Origin of the sequence: Giesbergeria sinuosa (genome assembly GCF_042652905.1) — a bacterium.
GTDB classification, from domain to species: domain Bacteria; phylum Pseudomonadota; class Gammaproteobacteria; order Burkholderiales; family Burkholderiaceae_C; genus Simplicispira; species Simplicispira sinuosa.
On sequence record NZ_JBHSHJ010000001.1, the window covers coordinates 114,866 to 139,985 of the forward strand.

The 25,120-nt window shown below is 59.4% G+C and carries 23 protein-coding genes and 2 pseudogenes; 21 read left to right on the forward strand and 4 right to left on the reverse strand.

All coding sequences use genetic code 11. The annotated features are described in order from the left end of the window. Positions 1-140 precede the first annotated feature (140 nt). Genes paaN through ACFO6X_RS00555 form a run of 13 tightly spaced genes read left to right on the forward strand, consistent with a single transcriptional unit; the run spans position 141 to position 13,016 of the window. Positions 141-1,808: a phenylacetic acid degradation protein PaaN gene (paaN, locus tag ACFO6X_RS00495; protein ID WP_382428963.1), complete on the forward strand. Its 1,668-nt coding sequence runs from the start codon at positions 141-143 to the stop codon at positions 1,806-1,808. 12 nt (positions 1,809-1,820) lie between these two features. Further along, the gene (paaG, locus tag ACFO6X_RS00500; protein WP_382428965.1) at positions 1,821-2,621 is read left to right on the forward strand and encodes a 2-(1,2-epoxy-1,2-dihydrophenyl)acetyl-CoA isomerase PaaG; all 801 of its coding nucleotides are present in this window, start codon (positions 1,821-1,823) and stop codon (positions 2,619-2,621) included. A 2-nt stretch (positions 2,622-2,623) separates the two neighbouring features. Beyond that, the gene (gene paaH / locus ACFO6X_RS00505; protein ID WP_382428967.1) at positions 2,624-4,156 is read left to right on the forward strand and encodes a 3-hydroxyacyl-CoA dehydrogenase PaaH; all 1,533 of its coding nucleotides are present in this window, start codon (positions 2,624-2,626) and stop codon (positions 4,154-4,156) included. Then, positions 4,149-4,613 carry a hydroxyphenylacetyl-CoA thioesterase PaaI gene (gene paaI / locus ACFO6X_RS00510; RefSeq protein ID WP_382428969.1) on the forward strand — a complete coding sequence of 155 codons (465 nt, stop codon included), beginning with the start codon at positions 4,149-4,151 and terminating at the stop codon, positions 4,611-4,613. Before paaH ends, paaI begins: the two co-directional genes overlap by 8 nt. Before the next feature lie 58 nt (positions 4,614-4,671). Next, positions 4,672-5,997, forward strand: coding sequence for a phenylacetate--CoA ligase PaaK (gene paaK, locus ACFO6X_RS00515; protein WP_382428971.1), 1,326 nt, complete (start codon positions 4,672-4,674; stop codon positions 5,995-5,997). 11 nt (positions 5,998-6,008) lie between these two features. Further along, on the forward strand, positions 6,009-7,214 hold the full coding sequence (gene pcaF, locus ACFO6X_RS00520) for a 3-oxoadipyl-CoA thiolase (RefSeq protein WP_382428973.1): 1,206 nt from the start codon (positions 6,009-6,011) through the stop codon (positions 7,212-7,214). A 42-nt stretch (positions 7,215-7,256) separates the two neighbouring features. Next, positions 7,257-8,402 carry an ABC transporter substrate-binding protein gene (locus ACFO6X_RS00525; RefSeq protein ID WP_382428975.1) on the forward strand — a complete coding sequence of 382 codons (1,146 nt, stop codon included), beginning with the start codon at positions 7,257-7,259 and terminating at the stop codon, positions 8,400-8,402. 32 nt (positions 8,403-8,434) lie between these two features. After that, complete coding sequence (locus ACFO6X_RS00530; RefSeq protein ID WP_382428977.1) at positions 8,435-9,217, forward strand: enoyl-CoA hydratase/isomerase family protein; 783 nt, start codon at positions 8,435-8,437, stop codon at positions 9,215-9,217. 46 nt (positions 9,218-9,263) lie between these two features. Next, positions 9,264-10,274 carry a 1,2-phenylacetyl-CoA epoxidase subunit PaaA gene (gene paaA, locus ACFO6X_RS00535; RefSeq protein ID WP_382428979.1) on the forward strand — a complete coding sequence of 337 codons (1,011 nt, stop codon included), beginning with the start codon at positions 9,264-9,266 and terminating at the stop codon, positions 10,272-10,274. Then, positions 10,271-10,567, forward strand: a complete 297-nt coding sequence (gene paaB / locus ACFO6X_RS00540) for a 1,2-phenylacetyl-CoA epoxidase subunit PaaB (protein ID WP_382428981.1) — start codon at positions 10,271-10,273, stop codon at positions 10,565-10,567. Before paaA ends, paaB begins: the two co-directional genes overlap by 4 nt. Before the next feature lie 2 nt (positions 10,568-10,569). Beyond that, the gene (paaC, locus tag ACFO6X_RS00545; RefSeq protein ID WP_382428983.1) at positions 10,570-11,352 is read left to right on the forward strand and encodes a 1,2-phenylacetyl-CoA epoxidase subunit PaaC; all 783 of its coding nucleotides are present in this window, start codon (positions 10,570-10,572) and stop codon (positions 11,350-11,352) included. 5 nt (positions 11,353-11,357) lie between these two features. Further along, positions 11,358-11,894, forward strand: a complete 537-nt coding sequence (gene paaD, locus ACFO6X_RS00550; protein ID WP_382428985.1) for a 1,2-phenylacetyl-CoA epoxidase subunit PaaD — start codon at positions 11,358-11,360, stop codon at positions 11,892-11,894. 33 nt (positions 11,895-11,927) lie between these two features. Beyond that, positions 11,928-13,016 carry a 2Fe-2S iron-sulfur cluster-binding protein gene (locus ACFO6X_RS00555; RefSeq protein ID WP_382428987.1) on the forward strand — a complete coding sequence of 363 codons (1,089 nt, stop codon included), beginning with the start codon at positions 11,928-11,930 and terminating at the stop codon, positions 13,014-13,016. A gap of 51 nt (positions 13,017-13,067) precedes the next feature. Here the strand turns inward: ACFO6X_RS00555 and ACFO6X_RS00560 are convergent, their stop codons facing one another. Both ACFO6X_RS00560 and ACFO6X_RS00565 read right to left on the reverse strand, forming a co-directional pair. Next, entirely contained in the window at positions 13,068-13,214 is a 147-nt protein-coding gene (locus ACFO6X_RS00560) for a DUF2256 domain-containing protein (protein ID WP_382428989.1), read from the reverse strand. Next, positions 13,192-14,157 (reverse strand): MerR family transcriptional regulator, encoded by a 966-nt coding sequence (locus ACFO6X_RS00565; RefSeq protein WP_382428991.1) that lies wholly within the window; start codon positions 14,155-14,157, stop codon positions 13,192-13,194. The genes ACFO6X_RS00560 and ACFO6X_RS00565 overlap by 23 nt, the downstream gene beginning before the upstream one ends. Before the next feature lie 91 nt (positions 14,158-14,248). Here ACFO6X_RS00565 and ACFO6X_RS00570 point away from each other — a divergent pair, with 91 nt between their 5' ends. Next, entirely contained in the window at positions 14,249-15,883 is a 1,635-nt protein-coding gene (locus tag ACFO6X_RS00570; protein WP_382428993.1) for a methyl-accepting chemotaxis protein, read from the forward strand. A 21-nt stretch (positions 15,884-15,904) separates the two neighbouring features. On the opposite strand, the gene ACFO6X_RS00575 is transcribed toward ACFO6X_RS00570, so the two are convergent. Both ACFO6X_RS00575 and ffh read right to left on the reverse strand, forming a co-directional pair. Further along, a complete protein-coding gene (locus ACFO6X_RS00575; protein WP_382428995.1) occupies positions 15,905-16,294 on the reverse strand; it encodes a PepSY domain-containing protein in 390 nt (129 codons plus the stop codon). Between the two features lie 47 nt (positions 16,295-16,341). Beyond that, positions 16,342-17,724, reverse strand: coding sequence for a signal recognition particle protein (gene ffh / locus ACFO6X_RS00580; protein ID WP_382428997.1), 1,383 nt, complete (start codon positions 17,722-17,724; stop codon positions 16,342-16,344). Positions 17,725-17,827: 103 nt separating this feature from the next. On the opposite strand from ffh, the gene ACFO6X_RS00585 reads away from it, so the two are divergent. The 7 genes and pseudogenes from ACFO6X_RS00585 to ACFO6X_RS00615 all read left to right on the forward strand — a co-directional run. Next, a complete protein-coding gene (locus ACFO6X_RS00585) occupies positions 17,828-18,625 on the forward strand; it encodes a cytochrome C assembly family protein (protein ID WP_382428999.1) in 798 nt (265 codons plus the stop codon). Continuing rightward, positions 18,622-18,873: a PP0621 family protein gene (locus ACFO6X_RS00590; protein WP_382429001.1), complete on the forward strand. Its 252-nt coding sequence runs from the start codon at positions 18,622-18,624 to the stop codon at positions 18,871-18,873. The genes ACFO6X_RS00585 and ACFO6X_RS00590 overlap by 4 nt, the downstream gene beginning before the upstream one ends. Continuing rightward, entirely contained in the window at positions 18,860-20,587 is a 1,728-nt protein-coding gene (locus tag ACFO6X_RS00595) for a two-component system sensor histidine kinase NtrB (RefSeq protein ID WP_382429003.1), read from the forward strand. Before ACFO6X_RS00590 ends, ACFO6X_RS00595 begins: the two co-directional genes overlap by 14 nt. Before the next feature lie 14 nt (positions 20,588-20,601). Then, complete coding sequence (locus ACFO6X_RS00600; protein ID WP_382429005.1) at positions 20,602-22,107, forward strand: sigma-54-dependent transcriptional regulator; 1,506 nt, start codon at positions 20,602-20,604, stop codon at positions 22,105-22,107. Continuing rightward, positions 22,073-22,681, forward strand: coding sequence for a 1,6-anhydro-N-acetylmuramyl-L-alanine amidase AmpD (gene ampD, locus ACFO6X_RS00605; protein ID WP_382429007.1), 609 nt, complete (start codon positions 22,073-22,075; stop codon positions 22,679-22,681). Before ACFO6X_RS00600 ends, ampD begins: the two co-directional genes overlap by 35 nt. A gap of 191 nt (positions 22,682-22,872) precedes the next feature. Next, a pseudogene (locus ACFO6X_RS00610) lies at positions 22,873-24,156 on the forward strand (ribonucleotide reductase N-terminal alpha domain-containing protein); the annotation flags it as partial. Positions 24,157-24,297: 141 nt separating this feature from the next. Further along, positions 24,298-25,026: pseudogene (locus ACFO6X_RS00615) on the forward strand (LAGLIDADG family homing endonuclease); the annotation flags it as partial. Positions 25,027-25,120: the final 94 nt, after the last annotated feature.

Consider the following 25,120-nt stretch of genomic DNA (forward strand, 5'->3'; position numbering starts at 1 on the left):
GTTTCCCTATAAGAGGAAATAATTTTTAAGTGATACACTTTTTTCTATTCATACGAATTTTGTGTGTTGCTTGTTGAGCTTGACAGCGTTGGCTGCGGTGTCTTGTGTGCAAGTTTCAGCCGTTTCTATTTGGAAAAAGCATGTCCCATCCTTTGTTTGAACAACACCGCGCCACCCTCGATGGCGCTTTGCAAGCCATTGCCACCCGTGGCTACTGGTCGCCCTACACTGAGATGCCTAGCCCCAAAGCCTACGGCGAGACTGCGCCCGAAGAAGGCAAGCGTGCTTACGAAGCCCATCTGGGCCAAAACTTTGAATTGAACCAACCCGGCCAAAACGGCTGGGGTGGCAACGAGGTCTCGCCCTACGCTGGCGCTTTGAACGTGCGCTACCCGCTGTGCGACCACCAAGTGCTGATTGACGCGGGTTTGGCCGCCATGAAGGGCTGGCAAGCCGTGGGCGCAGCAGGCCGCACCGGCATTTGCTTGGAAATTCTGGCCCGTCTGAACCGCCAGAGTTTTGAAATCGGCCACGCCGTCATGATGACCACCGGCCAAGGCTGGATGATGGCTTTCCAAGCGGGTGCCCCCCATGCCCAAGACCGTGGTTTAGAAGCCGTGGCCTACGCTTGGCGCGAACAGAGCTTTGTTCCGGCTGAAGCCGTGTGGGAAAAGCCCCAAGGCAAAAACCCCGCCTTGGTGATGAAGAAGCATTTTGAAGTGGTGGGCCGTGGCGTGGGTTTGGTGGTGGGCTGTGGCACCTTCCCCACTTGGAACACCTATCCGGGCGTGTTTGCTGCGCTGGCTACCGGCAATGCCGTCATCATCAAGCCGCACAGCAATGCCATTTTGCCCGCCGCCATCACCGTGCGTACCATCCGCGCTGTGCTGGCCGAGAACGGTATCGACCCCAACTTGGTCACCCTGTGCGTTACTGACAACCGCAGCGTTACCCAAGCCTTGGCCACGCACCCGAGCGTCAAGTCGGTCGACTTTACCGGCAGCAATGTGTTTGGTCAGTGGCTGATTGACCATTGCAAGCAAGCCCAGGTGTATGCCGAGCTGGCTGGTGTGAACAACATCGTGATTGATTCCACCAACGCCTACAAAGCCATGTTGGGCAACTTGGCGTTCACCTTGTCGCTGTATTCTGGCCAAATGTGTACCACCTCGCAGGCCATTTTTGTGCCCGCTGGCGGTATCGACACCGACGAAGGCCACAAGAGCTACGACGAAGTGTGTGCCGACTTGGGCAAGGCCATTACGCGCTTCCTGTCCAAGCCCGAAGTGGCCTTTGCCGTGCTGGGTGCCATGCAGTCCGAAGCCACTGCCGACCGTGTGGCCCACGCCAACAGCGGCCAACTGGGCACGGTAGTGCTGGCCTCGCAAAGCCTGAACAACCCCGACTTCCCCGCCGCCCAAGTGCGCACCCCGGTGCTGCTGGCCTGCGATGCAGCCGATGAGGCTGCCTACATGGAAGAACGCTTTGGCCCGATCAGCTTTGTCGTCAAGGTGGCAGACACTGCTGCTGGCATTGCCCTGTCTGAGCGCATTGTGCGTGAGCATGGTGCTCTCACCGTCGGTCTGTATTCCACCCGCCAAGAGGTGATCGATGCCATGACCGAAGCCACTTGGCGTGGCAAGGTGGCCTTGTCCATCAACCTGACCAGTGGCGTGTTCGTCAACCAATCCAGCGCCTTCTCGGATTACCACGGCACCGGCGGCAACCCGGCTGCCAATGCCTCCTACGCTGATTCGGCCTTTGTCGCCAATCGCTTCCGCGTGGTGCAACGCCGCTACCACGTTTAAGGGGCCGCAACGATGGCTTATCAACATATTCTGTTCGAGGTCAGTGACAGCGGCGTGGCCCGCTTGACGCTGAACCGCCCGGACAAAATGAACAGCTTCAACGCGGCCATGCACGCCGAGTTGCGCGATGCCTTAGACAGCATCCAGACCAACCCTGCCGTGCGCGTGTTGGTGCTGACCGGGGCCGGTCGCGGCTTCTGCGCCGGTCAAGATTTGGCCGATGCCGAAGTGCGTTTTGTGCCCGGCGAAACCCCACCCGATTTGGGCGATGTGGTCGAGCGCCACTACAAGCCGCTGGTCATGCGTTTGGCCCATTTGCGTGTGCCCACCGTGGCCGCTGTCAATGGCGTGGCCGCTGGTGCTGGAGCCAGCTTGGCGCTGGCTTGCGACATGGTGATTGCCAGCCAAGCGGCCTCGTTCATGCTGCCGTTTGCCAAAATTGGGCTGATTCCCGATACCGCCTGCTCTTGGCTGGTGCCGCAGCGCATCGGACAGGCCCGTGCTTTGGGCCTGGCCATGATGGGCAACAAACTGCCCGCCGCTAAAGCTGCCGAATGGGGCTTGATTTGGGAAGCCGTGGCCGAAGAAGCTTTTGCCGAGCATGTGCAAAAGCTGGCGGAACAACTGGCCGCCATGCCCACCAAGGCACTGGTGCGTACCCGCCAAGCCATGCAAGCGGCACAAACCAACACGCTAGAGCAACAACTCACGCTCGAAGGCATGTTGATGCGCGAAATGGGCCGCAGCAGCGACTATGTCGAAGGCGTGGCCGCCTTCTTAGAAAAGCGTACACCGCGCTTTACGGGGGCATGAGCATGGCAGTGAATGCACTTCCCCTGTCCACCGTGGTGGCGGTGATTGGCACCGGCGCGATGGGCGCTGGTATTGCCCAAGTGGCCGCTGTGGCAGGCCACCCCGTACGTTTGTTAGACAACCGCCCCGGCGCGGCGCAGCAAGCCGTCGAGGGCATCCGCGCCCAACTGAACAAGCTGGCCGACAAAGGCAAGATGACTGCCGAGGCCGCCCGTGCTGCCGGTGAGCGCCTGCAAGCGGTGGAGAGCCTGGCCCAATTGGCCGATGCCGGTTTGGTGGTAGAAGCGATTGTCGAAAACCTCGACGTCAAGCGTGCCCTGTTCCGCGATTTGGAAGCTGTGGTGGGTGCCCATTGCATTTTTGGCACCAACACCTCATCCATCTCTGTGACGGCCATTGGCGCGGGTTTGCACGATGCGGGCCGTTTGGCTGGGCTGCACTTCTTCAACCCGGCCCCGTTGATGGCGCTGGTGGAGGTGGTGTCGGGCTTGGCAACCGAGCCTAGCGTGGCCGAGACTCTATTCGCCACGGCAGCCGCTTGGGGCAAAACCCCGGTACATGCCAAATCGACCCCCGGTTTTATCGTCAACCGGGTGGCCCGTCCGTTCTACGCCGAAGGTTTGCGCCTGCTGCACGAAGGGGCTGCCGATTGCGCCACCATCGATGCCGTGGTGCGCGAGGCCGGTGGCTTTCGCATGGGGCCGTTTGAACTGATGGACATGATCGGCCACGATGTCAATTTTGCCGTCACCCGTTCGGTCTGGAATGCCTTCTTTAACGACCAGCGTTTCCTGCCATCGTTGATTCAGCAAGAGTTGGTCGATGCCGGTTTCTTGGGCCGCAAAACAGGTCGGGGTTTTTATAGCTATGCCGCTGGCGCTGAACGTCCTGCCGCACAAACCGCTGCCGTTTGTGCTGCACCGGCGCAAATCACTGTCTATGGCAACACGGCGTTGGCCCAAGCCTTGGCCAGCCGTTTGCAAGCTGCCGGGGTTGCCTTCAGCCAAGCCGCCGAGGCTGCCGATGGCCGTGTGGCCGAAGCTGCCGAGGCCGTGTTGTACCAAACCGATGGCCGCAGTGCTACCCAGCGTGCCCAAGCCAGCGGCGTAGCCAACACCGTGTTGGTTGACTTGGCCTTGGACTATGGCAAAGCCACCCGCTTGGCCGTGGCCGTGGCGCGCCAAACCTCGGGTGCCGCGCGTGATGCCGCAGTGGGTTTGCTGCAAGCAGCCGGTTGGGCGGTGTCGCAGTTCAATGATGTACCGGGTTTGGCCGTGATGCGTACCGTCGCCATGTTGGCCAATGAGGCCGCCGATGCCGTCAACCAAGGCGTGTGCGATGTGCGCGGTGCCGATGCGGCCATGCGCTTGGGCGTGAATTACCCCTGTGGCCCCTTGGCTTGGGCCGATGCGGTAGGTGTGGCGCAAATCCATGCCGTGCTCAAGCACCTGGGCCAGTTCTACGGCGAAGACCGTTACCGCGTCTCGCCGTTGATTCAACAAACCGTCTATGCCGGAGGCACGCTGCATGTCTGAAGTCGATACCTCCACCCTCAGCCCGCAAGAGTTGGCTACGGCTGCCAGCGATGCCATGTGGCAACGCGACCATGCTGCCCAAGCCTTGGGCATGGAGCGCCTCTCGGTCACGCCGGGCCAGGCCACCCTGCGCATGGCGGTGCGCCCCGACATGGTGAATGGACACCACATTTGCCACGGAGGGATGATTTTTGCACTGGCCGATACCGCCTTTGCTTATTCCTGCAACAGCTACAACCTCAACACCGTGGCCTCGGCCTGCCATATTGATTTTCTCTCGCCAGCACGCGAAGGCGATGTGTTGGAAGCCGTGGCCGTAGAGCGTTCGGCGGCAGGGCGCACCGGCGTTTATGACGTCACCGTGAGTGTGGTCGGGGGCAAAACCGTGGCGCTATTCCGGGGCAAGAGCTACCGCATCAAGGGCGAAGTGACCACCAGCTTTGCCACACCAGACTGAGCCAGTGTGCCGTCTCACTCTCTGTTGATAAGAAATTCTGATTAAAGGAGCCCTTCTCATGACCGTCAAGCAACCCGCTCCGGGCGATTTAGAGCCGATTGAAACCGCCAGCCGTGATGAGATTTCGGCATTGCAACTGGAGCGCCTGAAGTGGTCGGTGCGCCACACCTACGACAACGTGGCCCCCTACCGTGAAAAATGCGTGGCCAAGGGCGTACACCCCGATGACTTGAAGACGCTGGCCGATTTGGCCAAGTTCCCCTTCATGACCAAGCTGGACTTGCGCGACCATTACCCCTTTGGCTTGTTTGCCGTGCCACGCCAAAAGATTGCCCGTCTGCACGCCTCCAGTGGCACTACGGGCAAGTCGATTGTGGTTGGTTACACCCGCCAAGATGCCGACAACTGGGCTGATTTGGCCGCCCGCTCTTTGCGTGCTGCCGGTGTGCGCCCTGGCGACATGGTGCAAAACTCCTATGGCTACGGTATGTTTACCGGCGGCTTGGGTGCGCACTTTGGTATTGAGCGTCTGGGTTGCACCGCCGTGCCCATGTCTGGCGGCCAAACCGAAAAGCAAGTCCAGCAAATCATGGACTTCCGCCCCGATGCCATCATGGTCACGCCTTCTTACTCGCTGGTGATTGCCGAAGAGTTTGAGCGCCAAGGCATCAAGCCTGAAGAAATTTCGCTCAAGGTCGGTATTTTTGGGGCTGAGCCTTGGGGCGAGGGTATGCGTGCCGAGATTGAGAAAAAACTCGGCATTGACGCTATCGACATTTACGGCCTGACCGAAGTGATGGGGCCGGGCGTGGCCTGCGAGTGCATTGAGACCAAAGACGGCCCCGTGATTTGGGAAGACCACTTCTACCCCGAAATCATCAACCCCGACACCGGCGAAGTGCTGCCCGATGGCGAACTGGGCGAACTGGTGTTTACCTCGCTGACCAAAGAAGCCTTCCCGGTCATCCGCTACCGCACCCGCGACCTCACCCGACTGTTGCCCCCCACAGCACGCTCGTTCCGCCGCATGGGCAAGATCACTGGCCGCTCGGACGACATGCTGATTGTGCGTGGCGTGAACGTGTTCCCGACCCAAGTGGAAGAGCAAATCCTGCGCGACAACCGTCTGTCGGGCAATTACCAAATCCATCTGAGCCGCGACGGCCACTTGGACAACGTAGAAATCCGCTGCGAATTGCAACAAAGCCTGAGCGGCCAACTCAGCGCCGCCGAAGTGCAACAGGTGGCTAAAGAGCTGCAACATCACATCAAGACCATTGTGGGCATCTCGACCAAGGTGAACGTGTTTGAGGCCAACGCCCTGCCACGCACCTTGACCGGCAAAGCGCGCCGCGTGTTTGACGAGCGTCCTAAGCAAGCCTGAGGAGATATTGCATGACCCAAGCCTATATTTGTGACGCGATTCGTACCCCCATTGGCCGTTACGGCGGTGCTTTGTCCTCGGTGCGTGCCGATGATTTGGGCGCCATTCCGCTCAAGGCGCTGATGGAGCGCAACCCGCAGGTCGATTGGACAGCAGTAGAAGACATCATCTACGGTTGTGCCAACCAAGCGGGTGAAGACAACCGCAACGTGGCCCGCATGTCTGGCCTGTTGGCTGGGTTGCCGGTGCAAGTGCCCGGCACCACCGTCAACCGCCTGTGCGGCTCTGGCATGGATGCGATTGGCTTGGCCGCCCGTTCTATCAAAGCCGGTGAAACCAGCCTGATGATTGCGGGCGGTGTCGAGAGCATGAGCCGTGCCCCCTTTGTCATGCCCAAGGCTGATACAGCCTTTAGCCGCAGCAATGCGGTGTATGACACCACCATCGGCTGGCGCTTCGTCAATCCCTTGATGAAAAAGCTCTACGAAACACATTCGATGCCACAAACGGCAGACAACGTGGCCGCAGACTTCCAGATTGGCCGTGCCGACCAAGACGCCTTTGCCTTGCGTTCGCAACAACGTTGGGGCGCAGCCAACGCCGCTGGCCGTTTTGCGGATGAGTTGGTGTCCGTCACCATTCCACGCAAAAAGGGCGACCCCATCGTCGTGACCACCGATGAGCATCCGCGCCCCGAAACCACGCTCGAGATGCTGGCCAAGCTCAAGGGCGTCAATGGCCCCGACTTGAGCGTGACCGCAGGCAATGCCTCGGGTGTGAACGATGGCGCTTGCGCTGTGCTGTTGGCTTCTGAAGAAGCGGCCCAACGCTATGGCCTGACCCCACGCGCCCGTGTGGTTGGTATGGCGACAGCGGGTTTGGCCCCGCGCATCATGGGCTTTGGCCCCGCTCCCGCCGTGCGCAAAGTGCTGGCCCAAACCGGCCTGACGCTGGCGCAGATGGACGTGATTGAGCTGAACGAAGCCTTTGCCGCCCAAGCCTTGGCGGTGTTGCGTGACTTGGGCCTGCCCGACGATGCCGCCCATGTCAATCCCAACGGCGGGGCCATTGCAATAGGCCATCCGCTGGGTATGAGCGGTGCCCGTTTGGTCACAACCGCCAGTTACGAACTTGCCCGCCGCGGTGGCCGCTATGCCCTTTGCACCATGTGTATTGGTGTGGGCCAAGGCATTGCGATGGTGATCGAGCGCGTCTGAGAACAGAGACTTTTCGGTAAGACCTATTTAACAGGAGACAAAATGAAATTCCAACTCAAGCAAATTGCTGTCGGTGCCACGCTGGCCTTGGGCGCTTTGATGGCGCAGGCCGCCGACCCCATCAAAATTGGTGCGGTGCTGTCGGTCACTGGCCCGGCGGCTTTCTTGGGCGACCCCGAGCTGAAAACCCTGCAAATGTACGTTGAAGACCTGAACAAAAAGGGTGGCGTGCTGGGTCGTCAGTTGGAGTTGGTGCATTACGACGATGGCAGTGATGCCAACAAGGCCAACGGTTTTACCAAACGTCTCATCGACAACGACAAGGTGGACGTGGTGATTGGTGGCACCACCACCGGCGCCACCATGTCAATGGTGCCACTGGTGAGCAAGGCAGAGACGCCCTTTATCTCGTTGGCTGGTGCGGTAGTGGTAGTAGAGCCAGTGAAAAAGTGGGTTTTCAAGACCCCCCACACCGACCGCATGGCCGCTGAGAAGGTGTTTGAAGACATGAAAAAGCGCGGCCTGACCAAGGTGGCGCTGCTGTCGGAAACTTCGGGTTTTGGCCAGTCGGGCAAAAAAGAAACCGAGGCCGTGGCTGCTAAGTATGGCATCACGTTGGTGGCCAACGAAACCTACGGCCCCAAAGATACCGACATGAGCCCCCAGCTCACCAAGATCAAGAACACTGCCGGTGTGCAAGCGGTGTTCGTCTTTGGTTTGGGCCAAGGCCCAGCCATCGTCACCAAAAACTACAAGCAGTTGGGCGTCAGTTTGCCGCTGTACCAATCGCATGGCGTGGCTTCGGACGAGTTCTTGAAGCTGGCTGGCCCAGCCGCAGAAGGCGTGCGTTTGCCCTCGCCTGCGCAGTTGATTCCTGAGCAATTGCCCGCCAACGACCCACAAAAAGCCGTCGTGACCGCTTACGACCTGGCCTACAAAACCCGCTACAAGTCGGAAGTGTCCACCTTTGGTGGCTATGCCTACGACGCGCTGATGCTGACCGTCGATGCCATGAAGCGTGCCAACAGTACCGACAAAGCCAAAGTGCGTGATGCCTTGGAAGCGACCAAGAATTTTGTCGCCACCAGCGGCACTTTCAACATGTCGGCTACCGACCACATGGGCCTGAACCTGTCGGCCTTCCGCCTGTTGGAAGTCAAAGACGGCAAATGGCACCTGCCGCAATAAATCCGAGCTACTGACTGCGAGCCACCTTCACCATGTACCAAACCCTGAGCATTGAGCGCCAAGAGCGCGTAGCCACGATCTGGATGGATCGTCCGGATGTGTTCAACGCCTTTGACGAACAACTGATTGCCGATTTGGGCGCAGCTTGCGCCGAACTCGATGCCGATGCCTCGGTGCGGGTCGTGGTGTTGGCTGGCCGTGGCAAGCATTTTTCTGCGGGTGCCGATCTGAACTGGATGAAGCGCGCTTCTGCCTTTACCGAGGAAGAAAACCGCGCTGATGCCCGCAAGTTTGCCCACATGTTGCGCGCTCTGTCGGGCATGTCCAAGCCCACGGTGGCCCGTGTGCAAGGGGCTGCCTTGGGCGGTGGCACAGGGTTGGCAGCGGCCTGTGATATGGCCGTGGCCAGCAGTGATGCCACCTTTGCCACTTCCGAAGTCAAGTTCGGCATCATCCCCGCCGTCATCAGCCCCTATGTGCTGCGTGCCATTGGGCCACGCCATGTACTGCGCTACTTCCAAAGTGGCGAGCGTTTCTCGGCCCAGCGGGCCTTGGCGATGGGTTTGGTGACGGAGGTGTGCGAGCGCGAGCAGTTGGACGCCACCATCGCCCAACTGATTGAGCCGCTGATTGTGGGCGCACCGCTGGCGCAAAAAGCCGCCAAAGATCTGATTGCCGCTGTGGATGGTCGCCCGATTGACGATGCCGTCAGCGAAGAAACCGCCCAGCGCATTGCCCGCCAGCGGGCCACCAGCGAAGCCAAGGATGGCATCAGTGCTTTCTTAGAAAAGCGCACGCCCGCTTGGTTGCTCTGATTTTCTCCCCCCACCGTATTGGCCTCAACCTCAAGGAGTAATCGCCATGTACACGCAATCGTTCAGTGTGCCGGATGACACCGGCCAAAAAATCAAAGCCGTGGCGGCTATTGAGCCTCCAGAATTGATGGCGAAGTTTGATGCCCGCATCGACGCCGATGGCCGCATTGAGCCGCAAGACTGGATGCCCGATGCCTACCGCAAAACGCTGGTGCGCCAAATCAGCCAGCACGCCCACAGCGAAATCGTGGGGATGCTGCCCGAGGGCAACTGGATCAGTCGCGCCCCCAGCCTCAAGCGCAAGGCCATCTTGATTGCCAAGGTGCAAGACGAAGGCGGCCACGGCCAATACCTGTACAGCGCCGCTGAGACCTTGGGTGTGAGCCGTGCCGACTTGCTCGATGCTCTGCATTCGGGCAAAGCCAAGTACAGCTCCATCTTCAACTACCCCACGCTCAACTGGGCCGATGTGGGCACGATTGGCTGGCTGGTCGATGGTGCCGCCATCATGAACCAAGTGCCGCTGTGCCGCTGCTCGTATGGCCCTTATGCCCGCGCCATGATCCGCGTGTGCAAGGAAGAATCCTTCCACCAGCGCCAAGGCTACGAGGCCCTGTTGGTGATGATGCGTGGCACCGAAGAGCAAAAAGCCATGGTGCAAGATTCCGTCAACCGTTGGTGGTGGAAGTGCCTGGCCATGTTTGGCCCCCCCGATGCCGACAGCCCGCACAGCGCCCAAGGGATGCGCTGGGGTATCAAGCGCGTGTCCAACGACGACCTGCGCCAAAAGTTTATCGACGCCACTGTGCCCCAGGCCAAGGTGTTGGGCATCACCCTGCCCGACCCCGACCTGAAGTGGAACGAAGAACGTGGTCACTACGACTACGGCCAAATCGATTGGGATGAGTTTTGGACCACGGTCAACGGCAACGGCCCGTGCAACAAAGAGCGTCTCTCGACCCGCGTGAAAGCGCACAACGACGGCCAATGGGTGCGTGATGCCGCCCTGGCCCACGCCCGCAAACAGCAACAACGCGCAATGAAGGAAGCAGCATGAGCACCCCCGCACTGAAAGATTGGCCCCTGTGGGAAGTTTTTGTTCGCAGCAAGCAAGGCTTGGATCACAAGCACTGCGGTAGCCTGCACGCCTCGGACGCGCAGCATGCGCTGCAAATGGCCCGCGACATGTACACCCGCCGCCAAGAAGGCGTGAGCATCTGGGTGATTCCTTCGGCCCAAATCACCGCCAGCAACCCCGACGACAAGGGCGAGCTGTTTGATCCAGCGGCTGACAAAATCTACCGCCATCCCACCTTCTACGAAATTCCCGAAGAAGTGGGGCACATGTAATCATGAGCGCAACCGCCAACTACCTGTTGCACTTGGCCGACAACGCCGTGGTGCTGGGCCAGCGCAACGCCGAATGGTGTGGCCACGGCCCCGTGATCGAAGAAGACATTGCACTGGCCAACGTCAGCCTCGACCTGATTGGTCAGGCGCGTCTGTTGTACCAGCAAGCGGCTGTGGTCTTGGGTGGCGATGCCACCGAAGACAAGCTGGCCTACTTTCGCGATGTGCCCGACTTCCGCAACTACACCTTGTTAGAGCTGCCGCACCGCAGCGCCTTGGTGGGTTATGCCAAGTCCGACATGGACTATGGCACCACCATCGTGCGCAACTTCCTCTACAGTGCCCTGATGGTGCTGGTGTGGGAAGCCTTGCAACAGTCCAAAGATGAGCAATTGGCGGCGATTGCTGCCAAATCGCTCAAAGAGGTGCGCTACCACCTGCGCCACTCGCGCGATTGGTTGATCCGTCTGGGCGATGGCACGGACGAATCGCATGCTCGGGTGCAAGCGGCGCTGGACCACTTGATGCCTTACACCGAGGAGTTCTGGACAAACAGCAGCATTGAAGACGCTGCTGTGGCCGCCGGTGTGGGTGTGAACGTGGCCGGTTTGCGCACACAGTGGGATGCCTTGGTGAACGATGCTTTGGCTGAGGCCACCTTGGTGCGCCCCCAATTTGAAGGCTACATCACCCAAGGCAAACACGGCCTGCATTCGGAGCATCTGGGCTTCTTGCTCACCGAGATGCAAAGTCTGGCCCGCGCCCATCCTAACGCTACCTGGTAAACACCATGAACACCGTTGTCGCTCCTGCGGATGCCATACAGGCGGCCTGGGCTGCCCTAGAAACCTTGGCTGACCCGGAAATTCCGGTGGTGTCGTTGCGTGAACTGGGCATTCTGCGCGATGTGCGCCAGGGCGCCAACGGGCTGGAGGTGGTCATTACCCCCACCTACAGCGGTTGTCCAGCGATGGGCCAGATTGAGGACGATGTGAATGCCACCCTGCAAGCCGCTGGCTTGCAGGCCAAGGTGATCACGCAACTTGCCCCCGCTTGGACGACCGACTGGATGACCGAGATTGCCAAAGAAAAGCTGCGCGCCTACGGTATCGCCCCTCCCGGCCAGCACTGCGCCAAAGGCCGCGAGGCAGGCGAGAGCGTGCTGCGCTTTGTGCGCGGCGCTGCCGAGCCCGAGCCAGCGGTGCCCTGTCCGCACTGTGGCTCCAGCCATACCGTTGAGTCTTCGCATTTTGGCTCTACGGCGTGCAAGGCGCTGTACAAATGCCTAGATTGCCAAGAACCCTTCGATTACTTTAAGCCGTATTAACGGCTTATCAACGCCATTACCGGAAACGCCAGCATGTCTGCTCCCCATTTCCATGAACTCAAGGTCAAGCGCGTCAGCCCGGAAGCGGCTGGTGCGGTGGCCATCACTTTTGACATCCCGGCCAATCTGCGCGAAACCTTCGCTTTTGAGCCGGGCCAATTTCTGACGCTGCGCGCCACCATCAACGGCCAAGATGTGCGCCGCAACTACTCCATCAGCAGCCCCCGCAGCCGCCTGACCCGCCAAGGCGAAATCGAAGTGGGTATCCGTGCAGTAGAAAACGGTCTGTTCTCTAATTGGGCCACCACTGAGGTCAAGGCCGGTGACGCACTGAGTGTGATGCCGCCGGATGGCCGTTTTGTGGTGAAAAAACAGCGTGCCCTGCACCGCGTGGGTTTTGCCGGTGGCTCGGGTATTACCCCGATTTTGTCGATTGCTGCCACCACGCTGGAAGAGCAGCCCGAGTCCAAGTTCACGCTGGTCTATGGCAACCGCAACATGGCCACCGTCATGTTTAACGAAGCCCTGCAAGATCTGAAAGATCGTTTTGCCGGTCGCTTCACCATGATCCACATTCTGTCCAGCCAAGCCCAAGAAGTGGACTTGCTGCAAGGCCTGATCGATGGTGATAAGGTGCGCGCCCTGATCGCTGCCTTCCTGCCCGTTAAGAGCATGGACGAAGTGTTCATCTGCGGCCCTGAGCCTATGATGGATGCGGTCGAAAAAACGTTGGTGGAAGCGGGTGTGCCTGCCAACCGGGTCTACAGCGAGCGTTTTAGTGCAGGTGCGCCAGCGGGCGCGCAGGTGGTGAGCATTGATGCCCCCAAGGCTTCGGCTGCGCGCACGGTGCAACTGACCATTGTGGTCGATGGCACAGAACACCACATGACCATGGCCTCGACTGAGCGGGTGCTGGATGTGGGGTTGGACGCCGGTCTGGATTTGTCGTTCTCGTGCAAAGCCGGCGTGTGCTGCACCTGCCGTGCCAAGGTGCTGTGTGGTTCGGTCACGATGGACAAAAACTACACCTTAGAAGCCGATGAAATCGCCCAAGGTTTTGTCTTGAGTTGCCAAGCACGCCCCACTAGCGAACAGGTGACGATTAGCTTTGACGAGCGTTAAGACCACCCCGTTGCAGTAGCATGCAAAAGAACCGGCTGGAGGCCGGTTTTTTCATTTTTGCACTGTGCGGCGACGGCAACGTTCCGAGCAGTATTTCACTTGCTGCCAATCGCGTGCCCACTTTTTGCGCCAAGTAAAAGGCAAGCCACAACACAGGCAGATTTTGTGTGGCAACTCAGATTTTTTTCGCATGCTCATGTGGAGGAGGTTGCTGTAGCCGGTGCCAAGGGGGGAGACATTCGGCCCGCCATTGCGCCAAGCGAGACAGGGGCTCTTCCAAGCCGGGGAGCACCCAATAATCTTGGTTGCTGCGCTGGTTGGCAACGCCATTACCCCCCACCCAGAGTTCTACGGTGGGGGGCAGTAGCTGCCGCAGCGTTTGGAGTGTATTGGTCAGTTGCCTTTTTGGAAAAGTGCTAGAGAACGACAGCGCCACGATGTCGGCTTGGTGGGCCTGCACTGCCCGGCTGATTTCGGCCAGAGGTGTTTGCGTGCCCAACGGAATACAAGTGGCCCCTTCCAAGGCCAATAGGCTCTCCACCATTAACAAGCCCAAGGCGTGTTGTTCTTCGGGCACTGTGGTCAACACAATGCGTGGGCGGCTGGTGGGCCTAGGTAAGTTGGCAATGGCTTGGCGTAGCAAACGTTGCGTCAACTCGGTAAATAGGTGCTCCTCAAAAATTGCCAAACACCCAGATGCCCAAGCCTCGCCCACCTCTTGGGCCAACGGAGCCACCGTGTGCTGGACAAAATGCATCAAACCTTGGCGGGCCAGCCGCTGCTGCATGGCGTGTTGGTAGCCTGCCACATCGTGTTGTTGGATGGGGCTGAGCAGTTCAGTGAGTGCATGGTGGGCCTCAGAGGACTGTGCATTTTCTGTGTACCGCAAGGGCTGCTTGAGCGCCCATTGAGCCAAGGTGTCATCCGAGGCAGCCATCAATTTGCCGGGCCGATGTCCTTGGTCTATCAGACGTTTTATCAGGCGCAGACGTTCGAGTTGCTGTGCAGGGTAGAGCCGTTCCCCGTTGGCATCGCGGTCGGGCACCGGAAAACCATAGCGGCGCTCCCAGATGCGCAGAACATCTTTTGACAGCCCCGTCTCGCGCTCGATGGTGGCGATGTTAAAGCTTGGGGTGTTCATTTTGTCTAGTACAAATATAGAAGAGTTGGTTGACGTAGTAAATTTTGCTGACTACATTATGAATAAATAATTTATTTGTCTAGGACAAATCATGAAAAATCTCAAAGTCGCTACCCGTTTGTCCTTCGGCTTTGGCCTCATCAGCCTGGTGTTGATAGTGATCATTGGTTACGGGTTGATGCAGCAAAAAGCGGCCAACGACGATTTTTCTTTCGTCATCAGTGATCGTTGGCCCAAGGTCTCTCAGTCGATTGACATCCTGAACGAAACCAACAACATTGCGATCGCCTTGCGCAATCTGTTGCTCAACGACGATGCAGCAGATCGTCAACGGCAGATAGACAGCGTTTATGCCTCGCGCAAGCTGATTGCCGCCAGTGTTGACCACTTGGAAAAAACGATTGTTTTGCCCAAAGGCAAAGAGCTTTTGCGGCAAGTGTTGGATGGTCGAGAGCAGTATGTGGCCGGGCAGGAAAACCTGATGGCTTTGGTCAAGGCGGGCAAAGACGATGAGGCCAAGGTCTATTTGGCTCACCAGTTGCGCCCCGTTCTGCTTCGCTATAAGGCCGCTGTGCAGCAGTTGATCCAATTTGAAGCAGAGTTGATGACAAGCGATGCTCAGAGGTCAGACGATGCTTTTCACACGACCAGAGTTGTGATGATCGGCTTGGGCTTGTTCTCTGTTTGGATGACGGTGGCAATTGCCCTGCTGATTATTCGCAATTTGACGAAGGAATTGGGAGGCGAGCCCCGAGAGGCCGCTGCATTGGCGCAGGCCATCGCTCAGGGTGATTTGGGGTATGACATTCGCCTCCAGCCGGGCGACCGTACCAGCCTGATGGCACAGATGAAGACGATGCAAGACAACCTGATTCGGGTGGTGTCCTCGGTGCGCCAAGGGGCCGATGCAGTGTCTAGCGCCAGTGCCGAAATTGCCAACGGCAACCACGATTTGTCTGTCCGTACTGAGTGCCAGGCCAGCGCATTGCAAGAGACCGCCGCTTCTATGGAGGAACTGGGCTCTACAGTCACACACAATGCTGACCATGCGCGACGGGCCAACGACTTGGCGCAAAACGCCTCTAGCGTCGCACTGCAAGGGGGGCAGGTGGTGGCACAGGTGGTCGATACCATGCGCGAGATTAACCACGGCAGCAAGAAAATTGCCGACATCATCAGTGTGATTGATGGCATTGCGTTCCAAACCAACATTCTGGCGCTCAATGCCGCAGTAGAAGCAGCACGGGCAGGTGACCAAGGGCGTGGCTTTGCAGTGGTGGCGGGCGAGGTGCGTTCTTTGGCTGGCCGTTCTGCACAAGCCGCCCGAGAGATCAAGGCGCTGATCACTGCCAGTGTGGCACAGGTGGAGCAGGGCACGGCGTTGGTCGATCAGGCGGGTGCCACCATGCAGGAGATCGTGGGTAGCATTCAGCGTGTGACGGACTTTGTCGGCCAGATCAGTGCGGCCAGCGTTGAGCAAAGCACTGGTGTGGCACAGGTAGGGCAAGCCGTCATCGAGATGGATCAGGCCACCCAGCAAAATGCAGCTCTGGTTGAGGAGATGGCCGCCGCCGCATCGGGTTTGAAGTTACAAGCGCAGGAGCTGGTGCAAACGGTGGCGGTATTCAAACTCCACCACAAGCCGGGGGGGAGTGCGGTTGTAAACCATCACCACACCACAGCGGCCCACTGGGCGCCGCTGCGGCCCGCCTTGGCTGCTGCTTGAAAAAGACCATCCCTAGTGCCGTCAACGACTGCGCTGCTCTGACGCAGAGCCCGGCTTGGTGGGCACTGGTGGCGGCAGTCGTGTGGTGCGTACGGCTTCGCCGGTGATGGGGTGCAGGTAGCTTTCTACCACGCCCCCTTGGGCATCGACTGCATAAAACTCGTGGCAGTTGCCACGGGAGACTTTGTATTTGACCAACACGTAGTCTTGTGCCCGAAAGCGTTCGCGCGCTTGCGCCTCTGAGATCCATTGCGCCCGTGGGGCATTGGTGCAGAACACTTTTTCTTGGGGGGCGCTGGCCTGTGCCGGTGCTGCTGCCAACATGGTGCAGCAGCACAGCGCCAGCAACAAGGCGTTGCGGCGTGGGTGTCTTGCCAGGGGATAGAACGAGGCCAAGAGATGGTGTTTCATGGCACCCACTGTAGGGTTGTTCACTGAATGCTGGCTTAAGACTGGGCTTAAAACGGCATCTTGGGCATCCCTCCCAAGCCGCCCATGCCCTTCATGCCGCCGAGCTTTTTCATCATCTTCATCAGGCCGCCGCCTTTCATCTTCTTCATCATGGCCTGCATTTGCTCAAACTCTTTGAGCAGACGGTTGACTTCTTGTACCTGCACTCCTGCGCCGTTGGCAATGCGTTTTTTGCGCGTAGCCTTGATAAGTTCGGGCTTGCGCCGCTCCATGGGCGTCATGCTTTGGATGATGCCTTCTTTGCGCTTGATTTCTTTTTCGGCCTTGTCCATATCCACAGCACCAGCCTGAGCGGTGAGCTGTGCGGGCAGCTTGTCCATCAGACTCGAGAGGCCGCCCATCTGCTTCATCTGTTGGAGCTGGCCCAAGAAGTCGTTCAGATCAAAACCGTCGCCACTTTTGACTTTGGCGGCCAGCTTTTGTGCGGCCTCCATATCCACCCCTGCAGCTACCTGTTCCACCAGTGCCACGATGTCGCCCATGCCCAACACACGCCCGGCGTGGCGCTCGGCATCAAATACTTCTAGGCCGTCAATTTTTTCACTGACACCGGCAAACTTGATGGGGGCTCCGGTGATTTGGCGCACTGACAGTGCCGCACCACCGCGCGAGTCACCATCGAGTTTGGTCAGCACAATGCCTGTGAGCGGCAATGCCTCTTTGAAGGCTTTGGCCGTATTGATCGCATCTTGGCCCTGCATGGCATCCACCACAAACAGGGTCTCAATTGGATGGAGTGCTGTGTGCAACTGCTGGATTTCTAGCATCAGTGCTTCGTCAATGGCCAAACGCCCAGCGGTATCCACCAACAGCACATCAAAGTAGTGCTTTTTGGCGTAGTCGAGCGCCGCGTGGGCGATGTCCAGCGGCTTTTGATCGGGAGAGCTTGGAAACCATTCGGCACCAGCCTGTTTGGTCACGGTTTTAAGCTGCTCAATCGCAGCGGGCCGGTACACGTCGCCCGAGACGGTCAGCACTTTTTTCTTGCGCTTTTCGATCAGGTGCTTGGCTAGTTTGGCGGTGGTGGTGGTTTTACCCGCCCCTTGCAAACCGGCCATCAAAATCACGGCAGGGGGTTGCGCATTGAGGTTGATGTCGGAGACACCCTCGCCCATCGTGGCGGCCAGCTCGCGGTTGACGATGCCCACCAAGGCTTGCCCCGGCTTGAGTGAGCCGAGCACTTCTTGGCCTAAGGCTTTTTCCTTGACGCGGGCGATAAAGTCGCGCACCACAGGCAGGGCCACATCGGCCTCTAGCAGGGCCATGCGCACTTCGCGCAGCATGTCTTGCACATTGGATTCGGTGATGCGGGCCTGACCGCGCATCTCCTTGACGAGGCGCGAGAGTTTGTCGGTAAGGGCGGAGGCCATAGAGCGGTATTCCGGGGATGAAGGAAGAAGCGCCCGGTGCCAGGACGGCGGCGGACGGTGGTGCCAGGGCTGCGGGCAGCGGGCGAAAGGTAAACTGTGACCCATGATTTTACCCAGCGTATCCCCGGCCTTGTGGCTGCTTGGATTGGTGGCCGCCGCAGCCTATGCGGTACCTGCGGCAGCGCCCGCGCGCTGGCAGGCGGCGGCAGCCCGTATGGCGTTGGCGTTGGCATGGTGTGCCCATGCTGCGGTGCTGGTCTGGGGCATGTTGGGGGCAGTGCCCCGCTTTGGCTTTGGCCCGGCCTTGTCTACAACGGGTTGGCTGGTGCTGACTGTCTATGCGGTCGAGCGCCAATGGTTTCCGCAGTTGCAGGCACGTTGGGCGCTGGCTTTGCTGGGGGCTCTGGCGGTGTTGCTGGCGCTGCTGTTTCCGGGCCAGCCTTTGCCCATGACGGCCTCCGCTTGGTTGCCTTTGCATTTGGCTTTGGGCATTGCGTGTTATGGGTTGTTGGCGGCTGCAGTCGTCCACGCCGCCTTGATGGTGCGGGCCGAGCGACAGATTCGTTTAGGGCTAGACGCCCATAGCGGCCTGCCACTGCTCACTTTGGAGCGGCTCACTTTCCGTTTTGTGGCGGCTGGCTTTGTGCTGCTCACGGCCACTTTGTTGGCCGGCGTGTTGTTTGCTGAGGCGCTGTATGGCCGTACCTGGCGTTGGGATCACAAAGCGGTGTTCTCGGTGCTGTCGTGGTTGACGTTGGCGGCCTTGTTGTTGGGCCGGGCGCGTTTTGGCTGGCGTGGACGCAGTGCCGTGCGTATGCTGTATGCCGGTACGTCTTTGTTGTTGCTGGCTTATGCGGGTTCGCGCTTTGTCCTGGAAGTGGTTTTGGGGCGTGGCGCATGAAATACTTGGTGCTGTTGATCGTGCTGGTGTTGGCCTATGGCTGGTGGCGTAGTGGGCGGCGGGCACAAATGCGCCAGGGCACGGCCCCCCGGCAGCCCCCCCAGACTGCGCAGCAGACGCCCGCTTCTGCCTTAGACATGGTGCCTTGTGCCCACTGTGGCTTGCATGTGCCGCGCAATGAGGCCTTGGCCCAAGGCACACGGTACTACTGCTGTCTTGAGCACCAGCAACACCATGCCCGCCCGTAGCATCATTCCCGATACCCGCCCTCCGTTTTCTCCTGCTCCTGAAGACCGCCCTTTTTTGCGTTTGTGGCATGGTTTTTTGACAGGACGGGTGATGGTGGCGCTGGCGTTGTTGCTGTTGCAGGCCATTGGGCAGGTGTTCAGTCAGCACGTTGATCCGTGGATGCTGGCGGTGCCACTGGTGTATTTGGTGGCTACTTTGCTGCTGCGGGTGCTAGCCCGCCATACACCGCCCGCGCCACAGGCAGGGCCACAGTGGTTGCCATCGATAGGGGTCGATTTGTTGGCAGTGGGGCTGTTGCAATGGCTGCACACTGGTGGCATGGACTTCACCGCACTGTTGGGGCTGCCCATTTTGATGGCGGCGGTGTTGGGCACCTTGATGTTGGCTTGGGGGACTACCGCAGCCGCCACCTTGCTGCTGTTGGGTTGGGCTTGGTGGTTGGGGGAGCAAAGTGGCAGCGACCCGGCCCCACGTTATTTGCAAGCGGCCCTGACGGGCACGGGCTATTTCATCGTGGCGTTTCTGGTGCATCAGCTCTCTACGCGTCTGGTGCGTGAAAGTCAGGTAGCGCAACACAACCGGCGTGCAGCACAAATGCAACGCCAAGTCAGTACGTTGGTGATCGAAAACCTCAACGATGGCGTCTTGGTGGTGGATGAGGACAACATTGTGCGCATGGCCAACCCGGCGGCACTGCGGCTGCTCAACCATGCACCGGCTCTGCTGCCCCCGTTCTCGTTGCTACAGGAGGCAGCTTGGCAGCCACTGTGCATGTTGGCCCAGCGCACGTTTGGCCAAGGGCTGGCCCAAACTGCCGATGCGACGCTGCTCTCACCGGGGCACAGTCCGGTGGGGTTGCATGTGCGCTGCTGGCTCACGCCCCTGCATTCGGCCAGCCAAGATTGGGAAGAGGAGCGCCTGTGTGTGATGTTTTTGCACGACCTGCGCGAACTCGAGGCCCGCCTGCGCACCGAAAAGCTGGCAGCAATGGGGCGCATGTCGGCAGCAGTCGCCCATGAAATTCGCAACCCCTTGGCGGCTATCGTGCAGGCCAATGCCCTGTTGGATGAGGAGTTGCACGATCCTGTGCAAAAGCGTTTGGCACAGATGGTGCAACAAAACGCCGAGCGTCTGGCCCGCATTGCCGAAGATGTGTTGGATATTGCCCGTGTGCAAAGCCAGATTGCCTATGCTCCGCCAGCCACGTTGGCGCTAGACGATGTGGTGGCCCAGATCTGGCGTGACTGGCAAGGGCACGACCCGGCGCGGCGTGTGGCGGTAGTGGCTTTGCAGGCCGATAACGCCCCCGTGGAGTTTGATGCCGAACACCTGCGCCGCGTGCTGGTTAATTTGTTGGACAATGCGCTGCGCTACATGAGTTTGGCACCCGATGCCCTACAACTGCTCACCCGCAGCAATACGGCAGGCCAAGTCAGTTTGCAAGTCTGGAGTGATGGGGTCAGACTGGATCAGTCGGTCGAGCGCCATTTGTTCGAGCCATTTTTCTCCTCTGAGAGCCGCTCTAGTGGCTTGGGTTTGTACATCTGCCGTGAGTTGTGCGAGCGCCACGGGGCGTCGATCAGCTACCAACGCTTGCAGCGCCCTACTGCGCGCGGCATGATCGAAGGCAACGCCTTCACGGTCAATTTTCGCAAGGCTGCCCGCAAAGAGCGGGCCATTTCCCTGCTGTTCGATAACTCACCTGTCGTTTGAAGGCTCCTACCACCATGAACGCTCCTGCTGCCTCCATTCTGGTTGTTGACGACGAGCCTGATCTGCGCACCCTGTACGAGCTGACGCTCCTGCGTGCAGGCTACCGCGTGGAAACGGCAGCCACCGTACAGGAGGCCCGGCAGCAGTTGCAGGCAGTGCGCTTTGATGTAGTGATTACTGATATGCGCTTGCCCGATGGCTTTGGCATGGAGCTATTGCAAGATCTGCGCGAACAGCAGCGGCGCGAACGCTGTGTCGTGATGACAGCCTATGGCTCGGCTGAAAACGCCGTAGAAGCTCTGCGTTGTGGTGCCTTTGACTACTTGACCAAACCAGTCGATCTCAAGCAGTTTCGTTCGGTGGTGGCTTCGGCGGTACAGGGCACTGGCGGTGTGCCGCCCCCGCGCAGCAGTCCAAAGGCGCTGGAGGGGCGTGCCAGCGGTGTGCCCGCATGGACGGAAGAAACCCACATGGCGTTGGAGCGGTTGGTAGGCGAGTCCGAAGCCATGCGCAACGTGAAGCAGCGGGTGCTCAAAGTCGCCCGCAGCATGGCGCCGGTATTGGTGCGTGGCGAGTCTGGCACCGGCAAAGAGTTGGTTGCTCAGGCTTTGCATGCCAGCAGCCAGCGTGCGGGTGGGCCGTTGGTGGCCGTCAATTGTGGTGCCATCCCCGAAAACCTGCTAGAAGCCGAATTCTTTGGCGCCCGCAAAGGCTCCTACACGGGGGCGACGCAAGATCGTCCTGGTTATTTTCAGGCGGCCCAAGGCGGTACGCTGTTTTTGGATGAGATTGGTGATTTGCCTTTGCCAATGCAGTCCAAGCTGTTGCGGGCCATTCAAGAGCGTAGTGTTCGTCCCTTGGGGTGTACTCAGGAGGAGACGGTCGATGTACGCATCGTCAGTGCCACACACCGTGACTTGGCTGCCGACGTGCAGGCAGGACGCTTTCGCCAAGATTTGTATTACCGGCTGAATGTGATCGAAATCGTCATTCCCCCGTTGCGTGAGCGCCGCGAAGACTTGCCTGCCCTGTGCCACACCTTGTTGGCGCGCATTGCGCAAGAGTCTGGGGTGGCGGTGCCCGCATTGACGCCCGAGGCGCTGGCTGCGCTGGCCCGGCATCCCCTGACGGGCAACGTCCGCGAGCTGGAAAACCTGTTGCACCGTGCTGTGGCACTGAGCGATGGTGAATGCCTACAAGTAGAAGAGGCATTAGAGATGGCCCCCACGGGTTCTGTGCCCACTGCTGCTTTGTGGGGCCAGGCCATGACCGCCGTTCCCAGCCTTCCGGTGTTGGGCAGCAGTTTGCCCAACGATCTGCAAGCGTGGCTAGACCAGCAGGAGCGTGATATTTTGGTGCGCGCCTTGCATGAAGTGCATTTCAATCGCACCGCTGCTGCCGCCCGGTTGGGAATCAGCCTGCGCCAGATCCGTTACCGTATTGCCCGCTTGAACATTACTGCACCACACGATGCCGAACCACCCGATGCCCTCTCCTGTGCCGACAGTACCCAGCCTTGATGGTGTGTGGCAGGGGGGCTGGCATCGGGGGGCCGTGCATCGGGCATCGCCCAACTTTGGCCCACGCCCAGCCGGGGCCGTGGTTGACTTGATTGTGGTGCACTCCATCAGTTTGCCGCCAGGCCAGTATGGTGGTGGTGCGGTGGCGGCTTTGTTTACCAATCAGCTGGATTGGGATGCACATCCCTACTATCAGAGCATTCGTGGGTTGGAAGTGTCGGCGCATTTTTTCATTCGGCGTGATGGTGCCCTGTGGCAGTTTGTAGATGTGGGCGCGCGGGCCTGGCATGCCGGGGTTTCGTGCTATCGGGGACGGTCGCAATGCAACGACGATTCGGTGGGCATTGAACTGGAAGGGCTGGAAGGCGATAGCTTTACCCCAGCGCAGTACGCCACGCTGGTGCAACTCTGTGCTGATCTGGCCCAGCACTATCCCACCATTGCCCATATTGCCGGCCATGAGCACATTGCACCGGGGCGCAAACGCGACCCTGGCCCGGGCTTTGACTGGGTGCAGTTGCAGCGGCAACTGGCGTGGGGTAGCGCCTGTTTTCCGCAGTCTGCCCAAGGCTGAAGCTACCCCGATAGCGGTAGGGGTGGTGGCGGTCGGATACACTATACCTAGTGCAAACGGATCGGCCCATACACCATAGGTAGTGGGTCTGGTGTTGCCGCACCTGTTCTTTTGCTTCTCTTTTTTGTGCATCGGGCGCCTCCCTTCCAGTGGCGCCCGATGCCTTTTATACCGTTCGAGTCAAGGACGCCATGCCCATCGATACCTCCACCTCTACCTCCACACCATCCGTTTTTGCTGGCCTGGACTTCTCCCGCTACCAAATTCAGCGGCGCAGTGGCGATGTGGTGCCTTTTGCCCCCGCCAAAATTGCGGTGGCTGTCACCAAGGCCTTTTTGGCTGTGGCGGGCACCCAAGGCGATGCTTCGGCAAGCCTGCGCGAGTTGGTGGCGACTTTGACGGAAAAAGTGGTTCATGCCTTGTTGCGCTCTCGTCCTGAGGGCGGCATATTCCATATCGACGATGTGCGCGATCAGGTGGAACTGCAATTGCTGCGCCTTGACCACCAAGAGGTGGCCCATGCCTATGTGCTCTACCGTGAGCGCCGGGCCCAAGAGCAGGCTGCCGCCGAGGCCCAAGCCGCCACGCACGCTGCACCCGCCCCATTGCAGGTATGGGAGGGTGGTGTGCTGGTGGATTTGGACATGGAGCGTTTGCATCGCCTGATCACCGGGGCATGTGCTGGCTTGGGGGCCGAGGTGCGGGCCGAACCCATCGTGCAAGAAACGCTACGCAATCTCTACGATGGCGTGCCTATTGACGAGGTTTATAAGGCGGGCATTTTGGCTGCCCGCACGTTGATCGAACAAAACCCCGATTACACCTATGCCACCGCCCGTTTGCTGTTGCACACCATTGCACGGGAGGTATTGGGCCGGGAAGTCGACCTTGCCGACATGGCATCGGCGTATGCAGATTATTTCCCGGGCTTTATCCAACAAGGCGTAGATCACCAGTTGCTCAACCCCGAGTTGCTCCAATTTGACCTGCCCCGGCTGGCGGCGGCCTTGCAACCAGCACGCGATTTGCAGTTTGACTATCTGGGCCTGCAAACCCTGTACGACCGCTACTTTTTGCATGTACGCAAACAACGCATTGAGCTGCCACAAGCCTTTTTTATGCGTGTAGCGATGGGCTTGGCCTTACAAGAAAGCGACCGCGAAGCCCGTGCCATCGAGTTCTACGAGGTGCTGTCGCGCTTTGACTTCATGAGCAGCACGCCCACGCTGTTCAACAGCGGCACACTGCGCTCGCAATTGTCCAGTTGCTACCTGACCACGGTGCCCGACGATTTGGGTGGTATCTATGAATCCATCAAAGAAAACGCCCTACTGAGCAAGTTTGCCGGTGGCTTAGGCAACGACTGGACGCGCGTGCGCGCGCTGGGCAGCCACATCCAAGGCACCAATGGAGAATCGCAGGGCGTAGTGCCGTTTTTGAAGGTGGTGAACGATACCGCCGTCGCGGTGAACCAGTGTTTTGCCCCCGATACCTTGGTCTATACCGCTACCGGGCCACGCCCGATCCGCGACATTCAGCGCGGCGACTTGGTGTTGGGCCACAGCGGCCAATACCGTGAAGTGACACAGCGCATGGTCTATAACCAGACCGACCCTATGGTGGCGATAGAGGTCAAACACGCTATCGAACCACTGGAAGTGACGGACGCCCATCCCTTTTGGGCCATTCAAGGCGTGCCCTTGGGGCAAGCCAACGCCCGTACCGAGGCTTGGCTGGACAAGGGAAAAGTGGCTGCTCGCTGGGTAGAGTCAGGCCAGTTGCAGACGGGGGATTACATTGGTTTTGCCATCCCCACCGAAGTGGTGGCCGTGCCCGGTTTGAGCGAAGACGATGCACGGTTGTATGGCATTTTGTTGGGCGATGGGCATCTGTCCAAACAGGGGCAGCAATGGAGCGTGTCGGGCAACCCCCAGCGCGATGCACATTTGGCCTTTGTGCGCAGTTATCTGGAGGCCCGTGGCTTCCATTACTGGGAAACGTCCCGTGGCAGCACCTATGTGCAAATCCACTGGGCAGCAGGCCAAGGCGCGTTGCGCGATGGCACCACTGGGCGCATCGTGGGGGCTGGCGCGCCCACCTTGCCGTTTGCCTATGACGATCTGTACGATGCCCAGCACCAAAAGCGCATTGCACCGCGCCTAAGCCATCTGCCCACCATCCAAACGCTGGCGCTGTTGCACGGCTTGTTGGAAACCGATGGCTGCGTTTCGCGTGGCAAAGAGTTGAGCTTTACCTCGGCTTCTGAGCCACTGGCCTACGGCGTGCGCTACCAGTTGCTGCGCTTGGGTGTGCCCGTTTCCGGCCAAAAGCGCACCCGCCAGCATAACCATACCGGCCAACGCTCCGATGGTTCGCAGGCGGTGTTTGCCGGTAGCAGCACCAGTATTGATTTGCGTATTCCGGCCATCCCGGCCTTGG

Bases quoted from the DNA above. Each gene is read 5' to 3' on its own strand.
- paaD (WP_382428985.1), top strand. From the start codon at position 11,358: ATGAACACCGTTGTCGCTCCTGCGGATGCCATACAGGCGGCCTGGGCT.
- paaI (WP_382428969.1), top strand. From the start codon at position 4,149: ATGTCTGAAGTCGATACCTCCACCCTCAGCCCGCAAGAGTTGGCTACG.
- ACFO6X_RS00555 (WP_382428987.1), top strand. From the start codon at position 11,928: ATGTCTGCTCCCCATTTCCATGAACTCAAGGTCAAGCGCGTCAGCCCG.
- paaB (WP_382428981.1), top strand. From the start codon at position 10,271: ATGAGCACCCCCGCACTGAAAGATTGGCCCCTGTGGGAAGTTTTTGTT.
- ACFO6X_RS00590 (WP_382429001.1), top strand. From the start codon at position 18,622: ATGAAATACTTGGTGCTGTTGATCGTGCTGGTGTTGGCCTATGGCTGG.
- ACFO6X_RS00585 (WP_382428999.1), top strand. From the start codon at position 17,828: ATGATTTTACCCAGCGTATCCCCGGCCTTGTGGCTGCTTGGATTGGTG.
- ACFO6X_RS00525 (WP_382428975.1), top strand. From the start codon at position 7,257: ATGAAATTCCAACTCAAGCAAATTGCTGTCGGTGCCACGCTGGCCTTG.
- paaA (WP_382428979.1), top strand. From the start codon at position 9,264: ATGTACACGCAATCGTTCAGTGTGCCGGATGACACCGGCCAAAAAATC.
- ACFO6X_RS00530 (WP_382428977.1), top strand. From the start codon at position 8,435: ATGTACCAAACCCTGAGCATTGAGCGCCAAGAGCGCGTAGCCACGATC.
- ACFO6X_RS00560 (WP_382428989.1), bottom strand. From the start codon at position 13,214: ATGAGCATGCGAAAAAAATCTGAGTTGCCACACAAAATCTGCCTGTGT.
- pcaF (WP_382428973.1), top strand. From the start codon at position 6,009: ATGACCCAAGCCTATATTTGTGACGCGATTCGTACCCCCATTGGCCGT.
- ampD (WP_382429007.1), top strand. From the start codon at position 22,073: ATGCCCTCTCCTGTGCCGACAGTACCCAGCCTTGATGGTGTGTGGCAG.
- ACFO6X_RS00575 (WP_382428995.1), bottom strand. From the start codon at position 16,294: ATGAAACACCATCTCTTGGCCTCGTTCTATCCCCTGGCAAGACACCCA.
- ACFO6X_RS00570 (WP_382428993.1), top strand. From the start codon at position 14,249: ATGAAAAATCTCAAAGTCGCTACCCGTTTGTCCTTCGGCTTTGGCCTC.
- paaK (WP_382428971.1), top strand. From the start codon at position 4,672: ATGACCGTCAAGCAACCCGCTCCGGGCGATTTAGAGCCGATTGAAACC.
- paaG (WP_382428965.1), top strand. From the start codon at position 1,821: ATGGCTTATCAACATATTCTGTTCGAGGTCAGTGACAGCGGCGTGGCC.
- ffh (WP_382428997.1), bottom strand. From the start codon at position 17,724: ATGGCCTCCGCCCTTACCGACAAACTCTCGCGCCTCGTCAAGGAGATG.
- paaN (WP_382428963.1), top strand. From the start codon at position 141: ATGTCCCATCCTTTGTTTGAACAACACCGCGCCACCCTCGATGGCGCT.
- ACFO6X_RS00595 (WP_382429003.1), top strand. From the start codon at position 18,860: ATGCCCGCCCGTAGCATCATTCCCGATACCCGCCCTCCGTTTTCTCCT.
- ACFO6X_RS00600 (WP_382429005.1), top strand. From the start codon at position 20,602: ATGAACGCTCCTGCTGCCTCCATTCTGGTTGTTGACGACGAGCCTGAT.
- paaC (WP_382428983.1), top strand. From the start codon at position 10,570: ATGAGCGCAACCGCCAACTACCTGTTGCACTTGGCCGACAACGCCGTG.
- paaH (WP_382428967.1), top strand. From the start codon at position 2,624: ATGGCAGTGAATGCACTTCCCCTGTCCACCGTGGTGGCGGTGATTGGC.
- ACFO6X_RS00565 (WP_382428991.1), bottom strand. From the start codon at position 14,157: ATGAACACCCCAAGCTTTAACATCGCCACCATCGAGCGCGAGACGGGG.